The organism is Peterkaempfera griseoplana, from assembly GCF_001418575.1.
In the GTDB taxonomy this organism is placed as follows: Bacteria; Actinomycetota; Actinomycetes; order Streptomycetales; family Streptomycetaceae; genus Peterkaempfera; species Peterkaempfera griseoplana.
The window spans coordinates 1-11,843 of sequence record NZ_LIQR01000564.1; the positions used below are offsets into that span (position 1 = coordinate 1).

The window sequence follows — 11,843 nt, forward strand, 5'->3', positions numbered from 1 at the left end:
CCGGGGGCGCGCGCGTCCCCGCCCACGCCCCGGGGAGCCGTGCAACGATGGTGGACATGTCCGCGCCGCAGCCCGTGCTCAGCCCGCTGACCAGTGCGTCCCTGTTCCTCGTCCTCACCGTCGAGCCGGGCGGCGAGCCCGTCGTACGGGAACTGCTCGCGGACCTCGCGGGCCTCCAGCGGGCGGTCGGCTTCGGCCACCCCGAGGGCAGGCTGGGAGTCGTCGCCGGGATCGGCTCCGAGGCCTGGGACCGGCTGGTGGACGGGCCCCGTCCGGCGGAACTGCGCCCCTTCCGGGAGCTGCGAGGCGGCCGCCACCACGCCCCGGCCACCCCGGGCGACCTCCTCTTCCACATCCGGGCCGCCCGGCAGGACCTCTGCTTCTCCCTGGGCTCAGAGATCATGAACCGGCTGCGCGGCGTGGTCGCCGTCGCCGACGAGGTCACCGGCTTCACCTATCTGGACCAGCGCGACCTGCTCGGCTTCGTCGACGGCACCGAGAACCCCGAGGGACAGGAGGCCGCCGACGCGGTCCTGGTCGGCGCCGAGGACCCGGACTTCACGGGGGGCTCCTATGTGATCGTGCAGAAGTACCTGCACGACCTGGACGCCTGGAACCGCCTCCCGGTCGAGCAGCAGGAGCAGATCATCGGCCGCCGCAAGCTCACCAACGTCGAGATCGACGCACCCGGCTCCCACGTCGAGCTCAACACCGTCACCGACCCGGACGGAACCGAGCGGCAGATCCTGCGCGACAACATGCCCTTCGGCAGCCCCGGCAGCGGGGAGTTCGGCACCTACTTCATCGGCTATTCGCGCACCCCCGCGGTGACCGAGGAGATGCTGCGACACATGTTCCTCGGCGACGGGCCGTTCAGCCACGACCGCATCCTCGACTTCTCCACGGCGGTCACCGGGACCCTGTTCTTCGTGCCCGCCGCCGACCTCCTCGAGGACCTCGGCGACGACGCGCCCGCCACGGCGGAGCAGGGCTCCTCCCTGGGGATCGGCGGGCTGAGGGGCCGTTGACAGCAGCGGAGCAGAGCGACAGGAGAACCACCCCATGGACAACCTGCACCGGGAACTCGCCCCGATCTCCGCGGCCGCGTGGGCCGACCTGGAACAGGAGGCGAGGCGCACGTTCACCCGGCACGTGGCGGCCCGCCGCATCGTCGACACGCCCGAGGCGGCGGGCCCGGAGCTCGCGGCGGTCAACACCGGCCACCTCGACGACATCGAAGCCCCGGCCCCGGGCGTGCGGGCCCGGCTGCGCCGTGCCCGGCAGCTGGTGGAGCTGCGGGTGCCCTTCACCGTGAGCCGCCAGGAGGTGGACGACGTGGCCCGGGGCGCGCAGGACGCGGACTGGGGCCCGGTGAAGGAGGCCGCCCGGCGCATCGCCTTCGCCGAGGACCGCGCGGTCTTCGAGGGGTACCCGGCGGCCGGCATCACCGGGCTGCGCACCGCCTCCAGCAATCCGGCGCTGACCCTGCCCGCGGACCCGCGGCTGTACCCCAACGTCATCAGCCAGGCCGTCTCGGAGCTGCGCCTGGCCGGTGTCGGCGGCGCCTACACGCTCGCGCTCAGCGCGGACGCCTACACCGCGGTCAGCGAGACCTCGGACCACGGCTACCCCATCCACGAGCACCTGCGCCGTCTGCTCGACGGCGAGATCATCTGGGCGCCCGCGGTGGACGGCGCCTTCCTGGTGTCCACCCGGGGCGGGGACTTCACCCTCCAACTGGGACAGGACCTGTCCATCGGCTATCTGTCCCATGACGCGGAGAACGTCCAGCTGTACTTCCAGGAGTCCCTCACCTTCCTCGTCCACACCGACGAGGCGGTCGTGCCCATCGGGGCCGCCCCGCAGGCGTGAGCCCGCTGCCACGCCCCGGCCCGGTCCTCGACTGATGGCACCGGGTTCCGGCACGCCGGGAGGGCGGCCCGTACCGTCAGTCGAGCCTGGACACCTGGTAGTGGCCGATGTACCACTGCCCGGCGACACGGCGCAGCGTCACCCCGAGAGTGACCCTGAGCGTCGGCCGGTCGGTGAACGAGAAGTCGACGCTGAGGTACCCCAGCATGGCGTCGTCGCCGAGCTGCCGGGTCTCCAGCACCCGGTAGTCCGCGGCCAGCCCGAGCGGCTGGGAGGCGTAGTACTCCGTGACGCCCTGGCGGCCGACGCTGTACGGACGGACCCCCTGGAAGATCGCGTCCTCGGTGAAGCAGGAGGCGACCTGCTGCGGCTCGTGCGCATCGACCGCGGACTTCCAGCGGTCCATGACGTCGCGCAGGATCGCCTCGCGGGCTGCTGCGGTGTTCATCGGTTCCTCTTCTCGGGGCGGGTCCGCACCTGGCGGTACCCGGGGGTGAAGGCTGTGCCGCCGGACGGGCGGACCGGCCGGGGAGCCCGGTGGCGGGGCGTGGTGGCGGGCCGGGTCAGGCGGTGCTGCCCGGGTCGTTGGGGTGCGACTGCAGGGCGGTGACCACGGCGGTCATCCAGGGCCACAGGGGCAGGGTCCCGAGGACCTCGGTGCGCAGCTCCGCCTCGTCGCCGGCCCGCCACAGGCCGAGACTGCGCAGCTCTCCGACGGGGCGCCAGAGCCGTACCAGGTTGCCGGAGGCGGCGAGCTCCCGGGCGCGGACGGCCTCGGCGGCGCGACGCCGGTCGACCTCGGCGGGGTCGGTGCCCTCGGGCACGGTGGTGGTGAGCTCGACCAGGAACTCCTTCATGGTCTCTTCCTCTCGTCTGCGTGCGGGCGATGCGGGGACGGCCGAACCGCCCGCGGGATGCCGGGGTCAGTAGACGACCGCCTGTCTAAAAAGTAGACGACCGGTCTAGAAAAGTAAAGCAAGGCCGTCCGTCCGAGGGGTGGGCGCGGGCCCTACCGCCCGACCGGCCCCGCGCCCGGAGCCCAGACGTGCGGACCACGGCCGACGGGGAGATCGCCGACGCCGTCGCTGAGCGCCTCGACGGTGGCCAGCACCGCCGGCCGGACCTCGTTCCGGCGCCAGACCACGGACCACGGCCAGTAGACCTCGGGGGCGACCACCGGGCACACCGCCAGATCCGGCGGAAGCGGAGTGGCCTGCCCCTTGGGGGAGTTGATGACCGGCCGCCGGCTGCGGCGGACGTGGTCGAAGAACGCCGGTCCGGTGATCCCGCCGTCGGAGATGTGCTCGGTGCGGGCTCCGGTGTCGCGGGCCAGCTGCTCGGCATAGCGGTTCCAGGACGCCCAGTAGGTGCTGCCGTCGTCCACGAGTACGGCGGTGTCCCCCGCGCGCACCTCGCCGCCGCCGTCCCCCGTGGTGACCGCATGGAGCCGGTCCGCGCCGATCAGCCGGGCGTCGAGGCCGAGCCGGTCCAGGTCGTGGGCGCCCACCCAGCACGCCGCGAGGTCCAGGCTCCTGTCGGCGACCCGGGCGGCCTGCGCATGGGAGGGGGCGACCCAGGGGTCGATGTGCAGCTGGGCGACGGCGGAGGTGCGGGCGGTCAGGTCCGGGGGCAGCCAGTTGACGTAGCCGAACCGCACGGGTTCGGAGCCGGAGATCTGGGCCGCGCGCCGTCGCAGGTCCTCGGCCTGCCCCAGCAGCGTACGGGCCTGCGGCAGCAGCGCCGCCCCGGCCGGGGTCAGGGCCACCGAGCGCCGGTCGCGGTCGAAGAGCCTGACGCCGAGGTCGCGCTCCAGGGCCTTGATCTGCTGGGACAGCGAGGGCCCGGCGATCAGCAGCCGTTCGGCGGCGCGGCCGAAGTTCAGCTCCTCGGCGACCGCGACGAAGTACCGCAGCTGGCGCAGTTCCACGCTCGCCATGCTACGTGCGCGGGGAGGCACGCCCTACCGGCGGGAGGGCATCCGGTCGCGGTGGCGGCCCGCTGTGCGCGCCGCCGGACCTGCGATCCGCAGGGCCGCACCCCCGCCCTGGGGGCCCCAGCCTTCCGCTCGGGCTGCCGGCTACGCGAGGACCTTGAGCAGTTCCTGCGCGAGAGGTGCCGCGGAGGCGGGGTTCTGGCCCGTGTACAGGTTGCGGTCCACCACCGTGTACGGCTTCCAGATCTCGCCGCGGGAGAACTGGACGCCCAGCTCGCGCAGTTCGTCCTCCAGCAGCCAGCGGGCCCTGGAGGCGAGGCCGACGGCCTCCTCCTCGTCATTGGTGTAGCCCGTGACGCGGTACCCGACGAAGGGGGACACCCCCTTGACCCGGGTGGCGAGCAGCGCGACCGGCGCATGGCAGACGATCGCCAGGGGCTTGCCCGAGGCGAGGGCCGCGGTCAGCAGCCGGCCGGAGTCGGCGTCGACGCAGAGATCCTCCATCGGGCCGTGGCCGCCGGGGTAGTAGACCGCGTCGTAGTCCTCCAGGCGGGCGTCCGCCAGCTGGAGCGGATGCCGCAGCTCCTCGGCGGAACGCAGCACACCCTCCAGTTCCAGGGCGATCTGCTCGCTGCCGGCCATCGAGGGACGCAGGCTCATCACGTCCACGTGCGGCACCACGCCGCCGGGGGTGGCCACCACGACGGTGTGGCCGGCCTCGGTGAGCGCGCTGTACGGGGCTGCGAACTCCTCGGCCCAGTAGCCGGTCGGGTGCCGGGTGCCGTCCTTGAGCGTCCAGAAGCTCGCTCCGGTGACCACGAAGAGAATCCTGGCCATGGGAGAACCGCCTCCCTCATTGCTTATGCGGAGAATTGCTGACATAAGAGTCTAATCAGGCATCGGTGTGCCGGGCATGATGCCGCCGCCGGTGGCACTCACCGCACGGCCGCGGTCCGGGGTGTGCCCGGACGGGCGGCCGCCGCTCGCGAAACCGGGCGGCGTACGCCCCGTTCCTTGACCAGTCAAGCGGCTACAGTGGTGCGATGTCGTCCGAAGAGCAGCCGCTGCGCCCACTCGACCCCGAGGAGGAGGCGTTTCTGCGTGCGCTGGGCCGGGTGATCCTGGTGCTGCCCCGGCTTGTCGACGCCGACATGGTGCGCGAAGCGGGTCTGCCGCTCTCCGAGTACACCGCACTGCGGCACCTGTCCGAGACCTCGGAGAAGGCGCTGCGGATGAGCGAACTCGCCGCAGCCTGCGACCTCTCGCTCAGCGGGATGACCCGGGTCGTCATGCGGCTTGAGAAGCAGGGCTGGGTCAGGCGGGTCAAGTGCGTCGAGGACGGGCGCGGCTGGAACGCCGTACTGACCGACGCCGGACTCGCCCGTCTGGAGCGGGCCTGGCCGGCGCACCTGGCCAGCGTCCGGCGGCATCTCATGGACCGCTTGGCCGGCGAGGACCTCACCGAACTCACGGCCGCGCTCCGGCGGGTCACCGCCGACCACCCCGTCCGCAGCTGACCCCCGCGCCTCGCCCCGGCAGCGACGACGCGGGACGGCGCGCCCTTCAGCGGGGGAGTGCCCGGCGGTCCGCCGTGGGTGCGGCCCGCTGCGAGGGGTGCACAGGCATCCCGGAGCGGGCCGCCGCGGTGGTGCCGGGCCGGTCAGAAGACCTGGGCGAAGCAGCCCAGTGAGACGGCCAGCGAGAGCACCGCCAGTGACACGGCCAGGACGGGCTTGGGAATGCGCATGGGAACTCTCCGGGTGCAGGTCGGGGGAGGGGGCTGGGAGTGAGGGTGGCTCACAGGCAGTAGCGGACGAGCCACTCGTCGGAGCTGTAGGCGTCCCGGGCCGGGTCCGGCAGCGTCGCCGCCCGTTCCTCGACCATCTCCTCGGGACGGATGCGTTCCGGCAGAGCGCCGAATCGGGCGCGGCGCACCGCTTCGGCGGTTTCGGGCGGGTTGGGTGCGGACCGCATGGCATCGACTCCTCGGTGGGGTGGGCGGCGATGCGTGCGCCTGCCCGTCCGTTGAGACTGCGCCACGGCGCATCACCTGTCAAGGAGGTGATTTACGGTGACCGGCGCTGTGCGGGGTGTGAGCCCCTGGCCCCGCCGGGGCATGGCGGGGTACGGACACGGGTGCGGAGACGTACCGGTGCGGGGGAGGCGGGCGGTCACCCGGATGGCCGCGGAGGCGCGCGGGCGGACATGCTTGCCGTGTCAGTCGTCACCCGCCAAAATGGTGAGATGATGCATGCCTTTCCCTGCGGCACCCCGATCCTGGACTTCGTGGGGACCCTGCGCGCCCGGCGCAACCCCAGACCCCTGGAAATGCTCACCTCGCCGGAGAGCCTTGACGCCTGGTTCCGCGAGTCCGGAGTCATCGACGGCGGAGAGGCCTGCCGGCCCTCGGACGTCACCGAGGCTGTGGCTCTCCGCGAGGCGGTCCATGCGCTTCTGGTCGCCAGGCTGACCGGTGCGGACTACGACTCCGGGGCCCTCGCCGTGGTCAACCGTGCGGCGCGCGAGCCGTCCGCGGTACCGCAGCTCGGCGCGGAGGGGCGCCGCGTCCAGGCGGACCCCGGGCAGGCGCTCTCCTCGCTCGCCCGGCAGGCCATCGACGTCCTCAGCGGGCCGGAGGGGGCGCTGCTGAAGGAGTGCAGCCGGCCCGAGTGCACACAGATCTACCTCGACCGCTCACGCGGAGGCAGGCGGGAGTGGTGCGCCATGGACCCGTGCGGAAACCGGGTCAAGGCCGCCGCCTACCGCGCCCGCAAGAAGGCGGGCGCATCCGCCTCCCCCGCCTCGGCCCGATAGGGCGAGTGGGTCCGCACGGCAGGGCCGGAGCCGCCCGTCCGGGAGGCCCTGGACGGAGCCGCGGCAGCGGCGGGCGAGCGGCCGACGGTCCGGCGCTCCCTGGCGCCGGCGCCTTTCTGGGAGGTTCCGCCTTCCAGGAGTGAGGAAGTCGGTCCTGGCGCCCGCCCCGGCTCCCGGCGCAGGCTCGAGTCATGGGAATCCGGCAGTGCATCACCTGGAAGGCGAAGGCCACCGGCGCGGGGAAAGCGGCCGACGGACCGGCCGCCCGCTACGGCGCCGGCGGCCGGCCGCCGACGACCGGCCCCCGTGTTCGGAGCGGCCCGGCCCGCCACCGGCGCCGCCCGTGCGCTCCGCGGCCGCGGCCCCGTACGGCGTGGTGCCGCGCCGCTCGCACCGCCCCGACGAGGACCAGCTCATGACCACGGCATCCGTCCGGTACGGCGCCGCCGCCCCCCGCTCACCGTGGATGCACGTCGCCCGGGCCGCCGCCGCACTGGCGGCGGGTATGGGCGTCGGCCGCTTCGTCTACACCCCGATCCTTCCGCTGATGCACGCCCAGGCCGGCCTGTCGGCCGGAGCGGGCGCCAATCTGGCCGTCGCCAACTACGCGGGATACCTCGTGGGCGCCCTGGCCGGGATCGCTCTGCCCGGGCTGGTGCGCTCCCCGGCCGTACTGCGCGGTTGCCTGGTGGTTCTGACCCTCAGCCTCGCCGCGATGCCGCTGACGCACGCCGTCCCCGTCTGGCTGCTGCTGCGGCTGGTCGCGGGGGTCGCCAGCGCCCTGGTCTTCGTGATCGCGGTCAGCTCCCTCCTCAGCCGTCTGCGTGACCAGCCGGCCCATCTGCCCGGCTGGGGCTTCGGCGGGGTCGGCGCCGGGATCGCCCTCTCCGGCCTGCTCGTCCTGGCCCTGCGCACCGTCGCGGACTGGCAGGTCGCCTGGTGGGCCTCGGCGGCCCTGTCCGCGCTCCTCACCGTTCCGTCGTGGAGCCTGCGGCCGGAGCCGGCCCAGCCGGGGTCCGACCGGCCGGAGCCGGCCGGGCGCGGTACGGAGCCCGCGGCCAGGGGTCCGCGTACGCACCGCTGGTTCGCCGTGCTCCTCACGTCCTACACCCTGGAGGGGATCGGCTACATCATCGCCGGCACGTTCCTGGTCGCCGCCATCGGACAGAGCGCGCCGGGCTGGATCGGCAGCGCCGCGTGGGTGCTGGTGGGCCTGGCGGCCGTCCCCTCCGCCGCGCTGTGGGCGGGGCTGGGCAGGCGCTGGTCCCGTCCGGGCCTGCTGCTGGCCGCGCTGACCGTGCAGGCCGCCGGTATCGCGCTGCCCGCCCTGGTCGGCGGCGTGGCGCCGGCACTGGTCTCGGCGGTCCTCTTCGGTGCGACCTTCATCGGTGTCAGCACCCTCGCCCTCGCCGCGGGCGCGCATCTGCGGTTCCCGCGCTCCGTGGCGTTGCTGACGGCGGGTTACTCCGTCGGCCAGATCCTCGGCCCGCTGGTGGCCGCGCCCCTGCTCCACCACGGCTACCGCCAGGCCCTCCTGCCGGCCGCGTGCATCGTCCTGGCCGCGGCCGCGGCAGCCGCCGTCCTCCGTGTCGGGTACCCGCACCGCATTCCTGCGCCGGGCGGCCCGGTCCGGGGCACGGAACCCGGGGCGGAGCCGGGGCCCGGTGCCGGGCGCCGGTTGGCGTCCGCCGGTTGCGGCGGGACCGGCGCGGACTGACCGCGGCGGGGCGTGTGCCGGGAGCGTGCCCGACGGCCCTGACCCGATACCGGCCGTCGGGCACGGGCCGTCGCCCCCGGCGGCTTCACGGCCGGAAGACATGGGGAACGGTGGTGCTCAGGGCGGTGAACCCCAGGCGTTGCAGGATCGGGCGGCTCTGGCTGGAAGCGTCGACCTGCAGATAGCGGCAGCCCGACTCGGCCGCGATCCGGGCGCGGTGGGCGACCAGCGCCCGGTAGATGCCGCGGCCCCGCCAGGCGGGGACGGTCCCGCCACCCCACAGGCTGGCGAAACCGGTGCCCGGGTGGAGTTCCATGCGGGCGGCGCACACCGGCACGTCCCCGGCCATCGCGACGGCCATGCTGAAGGTCTCCGGTCTGCCGCCCAGTTGGGAGAGGAGGCGGTGACGCAGGTGGTCGGCGCCGGTCTCGAACGCCTGCTCGTGGACGGCGACGGCGAGTTCCACCCCGGAGGCGTCGACGACGGGCTGCAGGCGTACGCCGTCCGGGAGTTCGGCGTCGGCTGTGATCGCCTCGATCTCGGCGACCATCAGGGTCTCCGCCGGCTCGGTGGAGAAACCCGCGGCGAGCAGCCGGCCGGAGAGGTCGGCGGGCAGGTCGTGCGTGTAGAGCTTCCACTCGAACTCGCGCCCCAGCGAGGTGAAGTGGGCGACCTGCGCGGCGATCGCCGCATCCGCGGTCGCTTCGTCCAGGCCGGACCAGAGCACGCCGTTCCAGTCGTCGGCACTCGCGCCGACCTGGCGCACCACGTCACCGGTGCGCTCGATCCGCACCGCCGGGTCGTCCGGCTGCGCATTGCGCCGCATCCGCTCGTCGAAGAGGGCGAGTACCTTCTGCTGATCCACCGGGACACTCCACCATCGGCGACCGGAACAGGGCAACTGCATTCCGCTTGCGCTTCCGGCCCTCTCGGACGGCGGGCACCAGGGGCGAGACGTCCGTCCCGGCCGTCCCGCCGTGGGCGCGCTCGCCCGGGCAGGGGGCGCCGTCGGCGGCCCCGCGGCCGCATGGCACGGCGGTGTCCCGTCCGTACCATGCGGCCGTTCCGCCGCGCCGGCCGAGTGGGCGCCGGGCTGGTCAGCGGGTGGCGGTGAGCACCGGTTCGGCGGCTGCCGGGACCGTCGCGGCACTGCGGCCCGGGACGGCCAGCGCCGCGACCGCCCCGGCGAGCGACAGTGCGCCGCTGACCGCGACCGCAGCGGCGAAGCCGTCGCTGAAGGCGGCCGGACCCGCGTAGCTCCCGGCCCTGCCGAACACCAGGGCGAGCACCGCGACGCCGAACACCCCGCCCAGCTGCCGCCCGGTGTTGAACACCCCCGACGCCTTGCCGATCTGGTCCGGTGCGACCGCGTTGAGCACCGCGGTCTGGGCCGCGGGCATCGCCATGCTCACACCGGCCCCCGCCACGAGCATGGGCGCGACCAGTTGCCAGTAGGGCACCGACGGGGTGGCGACAAGCGCCAGCCACCCCATCCCGGCGGCCTGCAGGGCGAGCCCGAGCGCGGCCGGCAGCCGGGCCCCGACCCGGTTCACCAGCCGTCCCGCCGCCGGCGCCACCAGTGTCACCGAGGCGGTCCAGGCGAGCAGGTGCAGCCCGGCAGCCAGCGGCTTGTCCCCGCGCCCCGTCTGGAAGTACTGCGACGAGAAGAACAAGGACCCGTAGAGCGAGGCGTAGAGGAACACCCCGGCGGCGTTGCCCGCAGCGAAGCCGCGGAGGCGGAACAGCCGCAGGGGCACCATCGGCCGGGCGGCGGCCCGCTGCCGGAGTACGAAGAGGACGCCACTGACCGCGCCCCCGGCGAGCGTCCCGGCCACCTCGCCGCTGCCCCACCCCGCCGCGTGCGAGCGGACCAGCCCCCACACCAGGCCGAGGGCGGCGCCGGTGAACAGCACCAGTCCGCCGAGGTCCACGGCGGCCTCACCACCGCGGCTCTCCGGGACCCGGCCCAGTACCAGCGGGATGACCACCAGGCCGATCGGCAGGTTGAGCCAGAAGATCCACTGCCAGGCGAGCCCCTGGGTGACCGCCCCGCCCACCACCGGGCCCGCGACCACCGCCAGCCCGGTCAGCCCCGCGAAGAGCCCCAGCGCCTTCGGCCGGTCCGCCGGTGGATAGGCAGCGCTGAGCAACGCCATCGCCAGCGGCATCACCAGGGCCGCACCGGCGCCCTGCACCGCCCGCGCCGCGACCAGCCAGCCCACGCCGGGTGCGAGCGCGCAGGCCGCGGAGGCGGCGGTGAAGAGCGCCAGCCCGGCCGTGAAGACCCGCCGCCGTCCCAACCGGTCGCCCAGCACGGCGCCGGTCATCAGCAGCACGGCGAAGCTCAGACTGTAGGCGTTCACCGTCCATTCGAGCTCTTCCGTGGAGGTGCCGAGATCCGTCCGGATCCGGCTGAGTGCCGTCGTCACCACGGTGGCGTCCAGCGCCACCATCACCGAGGCCGCGGATGCGAGCCCCAGAACCCATTTTCTGTCCATGCGAGTACCGACCGGCCGGCCCGGCGGAATTCGCCGGGCCGGACCCGATGAATCCGGCGGCCCGGCGGTGTCTGCACAAGAGAGGGAGGTACATCAGGTGACCATCGTTGAGCAGCCGCAGGACGAGTTCGGGCGGCTGACCGAGCCGTTCCGGCGCGAACTGCTGACCCACTGCTACCGGATGCTGGGGTCGGTGCAGGACGCCGAGGACGTCGTGCAGGAGACCTATCTGCGGGCCTGGCGGGCGTACCAGGACTTCGAGGGCCGTTCCTCGCTGCGTACCTGGCTCTACCGGATCGCCACCAACGCCTGCCTGAACGCCCTGCGGCACGGCAGCCGGCGGGTGCTGCCCGCCGGGCTGGGCGGCCCGGCCACCGACCCGGGCGCGGCGGGCCCGCGCGATCCGGAGATCCCGTGGCTGGAGCCGATACCCGACGCCCGGGCCGATCCGGCGGCCATCGTCGCCGGGCGGACCGGGCTGCGGCTGGCGCTCATCGCGGCGCTGCAGCATCTGCCCGTGCAGCAGCGGACGGTGCTCATCCTGCGGGACGTGCTGGCCTGGCCGGCCGAGGAGGCCGCCGGTGTACTCGGCATCACCCCGGCCGCAGTGCACAGCACGCTGCAGCGGGCACGGGCCCGGCTGGACCGGCTGGAACCGGCCATCGACGACATCGCCGAGCCCACCGAGCAGGAGCAGCGGGAGCTGCTCGACCGGTACGCCGACGCCTTCGAGCGGGCCGACATCGCCACGCTCACCCGGCTGCTCACGGAGGACGCGGTGTGGCAGATGCCGCCCAACCCCGCGTGGTACGCCGGCCGTGCGAACGTCGTCCGGTTGCTGGAGGCCAGGCTGAACGGCAAGCGCAGCCGGCTGGTCCCGGTCCGGGCCAACGGGCAGCCGGGCTTTGCGATGTACCTGGACGGCGAGGCCTTCGCCATCCAGGTCGTCTCACTGCGCGGCCCGGCCGTCGCGGCCGTCACCACCTTCCATGACGCCGCTCTGGTGCGG

14 protein-coding genes are annotated in these 11,843 nt (G+C 74.0%); 6 read left to right on the top strand and 8 right to left on the bottom strand.

The window, feature by feature from the left end; genetic code table 11:
- Window positions 1-56: 56 nt before the first annotated feature.
- Both AOK09_RS32660 and AOK09_RS32665 read left to right on the top strand, forming a co-directional pair.
- On the top strand, window positions 57-1,028 hold the full coding sequence (locus tag AOK09_RS32660) for a Dyp-type peroxidase (protein WP_055590854.1): 972 nt from the start codon (window positions 57-59) through the stop codon (window positions 1,026-1,028).
- 34 nt (window positions 1,029-1,062) lie between these two features.
- A complete protein-coding gene (locus AOK09_RS32665) occupies window positions 1,063-1,872 on the top strand; it encodes a family 1 encapsulin nanocompartment shell protein (protein WP_055590838.1) in 810 nt (269 codons plus the stop codon).
- A gap of 76 nt (window positions 1,873-1,948) precedes the next feature.
- On the opposite strand, the gene AOK09_RS32670 is transcribed toward AOK09_RS32665, so the two are convergent.
- The 4 genes from AOK09_RS32670 to AOK09_RS32685 all read right to left on the bottom strand — a co-directional run bounded on the left by AOK09_RS32670 (window position 1,949) and on the right by AOK09_RS32685 (window position 4,642).
- Window positions 1,949-2,320, bottom strand: a complete 372-nt coding sequence (locus AOK09_RS32670) for a YybH family protein (RefSeq protein WP_055590839.1) — start codon at window positions 2,318-2,320, stop codon at window positions 1,949-1,951.
- Window positions 2,321-2,435: 115 nt separating this feature from the next.
- Window positions 2,436-2,729, bottom strand: coding sequence for a muconolactone Delta-isomerase family protein (locus tag AOK09_RS32675; RefSeq protein WP_055590840.1), 294 nt, complete (start codon window positions 2,727-2,729; stop codon window positions 2,436-2,438).
- A 152-nt stretch (window positions 2,730-2,881) separates the two neighbouring features.
- Window positions 2,882-3,808, bottom strand: coding sequence for a LysR family transcriptional regulator (locus AOK09_RS32680; protein ID WP_055590841.1), 927 nt, complete (start codon window positions 3,806-3,808; stop codon window positions 2,882-2,884).
- 141 nt (window positions 3,809-3,949) lie between these two features.
- Entirely contained in the window at window positions 3,950-4,642 is a 693-nt protein-coding gene (locus AOK09_RS32685) for a type 1 glutamine amidotransferase domain-containing protein (RefSeq protein WP_055590842.1), read from the bottom strand.
- 206 nt (window positions 4,643-4,848) lie between these two features.
- Here AOK09_RS32685 and AOK09_RS32690 point away from each other — a divergent pair, with 206 nt between their 5' ends.
- Entirely contained in the window at window positions 4,849-5,322 is a 474-nt protein-coding gene (locus tag AOK09_RS32690; protein ID WP_055590843.1) for a MarR family winged helix-turn-helix transcriptional regulator, read from the top strand.
- A gap of 143 nt (window positions 5,323-5,465) precedes the next feature.
- Here AOK09_RS32690 and AOK09_RS40555 read toward each other — a convergent pair whose 3' ends face one another.
- Together AOK09_RS40555 and AOK09_RS40965 are read right to left on the bottom strand one after the other, a co-directional pair.
- Window positions 5,466-5,606 carry a hypothetical protein gene (locus tag AOK09_RS40555; protein WP_157876127.1) on the bottom strand — a complete coding sequence of 47 codons (141 nt, stop codon included), beginning with the start codon at window positions 5,604-5,606 and terminating at the stop codon, window positions 5,466-5,468.
- Window positions 5,603-5,779 (bottom strand): hypothetical protein, encoded by a 177-nt coding sequence (locus AOK09_RS40965; protein WP_169797093.1) that lies wholly within the window; start codon window positions 5,777-5,779, stop codon window positions 5,603-5,605. Before AOK09_RS40965 ends, AOK09_RS40555 begins: the two co-directional genes overlap by 4 nt.
- 273 nt (window positions 5,780-6,052) lie before the next feature.
- Between AOK09_RS40965 and AOK09_RS32695 the strand changes: the two genes are divergently transcribed.
- Window positions 6,053-6,619, top strand: a complete 567-nt coding sequence (locus AOK09_RS32695; protein WP_079063614.1) for a CGNR zinc finger domain-containing protein — start codon at window positions 6,053-6,055, stop codon at window positions 6,617-6,619.
- A gap of 505 nt (window positions 6,620-7,124) precedes the next feature.
- The gene (locus AOK09_RS32700) at window positions 7,125-8,336 is read left to right on the top strand and encodes a YbfB/YjiJ family MFS transporter (protein WP_055590855.1); all 1,212 of its coding nucleotides are present in this window, start codon (window positions 7,125-7,127) and stop codon (window positions 8,334-8,336) included.
- An 85-nt stretch (window positions 8,337-8,421) separates the two neighbouring features.
- Here the strand turns inward: AOK09_RS32700 and AOK09_RS32705 are convergent, their stop codons facing one another.
- Both AOK09_RS32705 and AOK09_RS32710 read right to left on the bottom strand, forming a co-directional pair.
- Window positions 8,422-9,201: a GNAT family N-acetyltransferase gene (locus AOK09_RS32705; protein ID WP_055590845.1), complete on the bottom strand. Its 780-nt coding sequence runs from the start codon at window positions 9,199-9,201 to the stop codon at window positions 8,422-8,424.
- A 232-nt stretch (window positions 9,202-9,433) separates the two neighbouring features.
- Window positions 9,434-10,834, bottom strand: a complete 1,401-nt coding sequence (locus tag AOK09_RS32710) for a DHA2 family efflux MFS transporter permease subunit (protein ID WP_055590846.1) — start codon at window positions 10,832-10,834, stop codon at window positions 9,434-9,436.
- 97 nt (window positions 10,835-10,931) lie between these two features.
- Here AOK09_RS32710 and AOK09_RS32715 point away from each other — a divergent pair.
- The coding region (locus tag AOK09_RS32715) for a sigma-70 family RNA polymerase sigma factor (RefSeq protein WP_055590847.1) at window positions 10,932-11,843 on the top strand (912 nt) is incomplete at its 3' end.

Excerpts from the sequence above, each read along its gene's own strand:
- AOK09_RS32665 (WP_055590838.1), top strand. The coding sequence starts at position 1,063 with ATGGACAACCTGCACCGGGAACTCGCCCCGATCTCCGCGGCCGCGTGG.
- AOK09_RS32690 (WP_055590843.1), top strand. The coding sequence starts at position 4,849 with ATGTCGTCCGAAGAGCAGCCGCTGCGCCCACTCGACCCCGAGGAGGAG.
- AOK09_RS32710 (WP_055590846.1), bottom strand. The coding sequence starts at position 10,834 with ATGGACAGAAAATGGGTTCTGGGGCTCGCATCCGCGGCCTCGGTGATG.
- AOK09_RS32685 (WP_055590842.1), bottom strand. The coding sequence starts at position 4,642 with ATGGCCAGGATTCTCTTCGTGGTCACCGGAGCGAGCTTCTGGACGCTC.
- AOK09_RS32675 (WP_055590840.1), bottom strand. The coding sequence starts at position 2,729 with ATGAAGGAGTTCCTGGTCGAGCTCACCACCACCGTGCCCGAGGGCACC.
- AOK09_RS32680 (WP_055590841.1), bottom strand. The coding sequence starts at position 3,808 with ATGGCGAGCGTGGAACTGCGCCAGCTGCGGTACTTCGTCGCGGTCGCC.
- AOK09_RS32670 (WP_055590839.1), bottom strand. The coding sequence starts at position 2,320 with ATGAACACCGCAGCAGCCCGCGAGGCGATCCTGCGCGACGTCATGGAC.
- AOK09_RS32660 (WP_055590854.1), top strand. The coding sequence starts at position 57 with ATGTCCGCGCCGCAGCCCGTGCTCAGCCCGCTGACCAGTGCGTCCCTG.
- AOK09_RS32695 (WP_079063614.1), top strand. The coding sequence starts at position 6,053 with ATGCATGCCTTTCCCTGCGGCACCCCGATCCTGGACTTCGTGGGGACC.
- AOK09_RS32700 (WP_055590855.1), top strand. The coding sequence starts at position 7,125 with ATGGGCGTCGGCCGCTTCGTCTACACCCCGATCCTTCCGCTGATGCAC.
- AOK09_RS40965 (WP_169797093.1), bottom strand. The coding sequence starts at position 5,779 with ATGCGGTCCGCACCCAACCCGCCCGAAACCGCCGAAGCGGTGCGCCGC.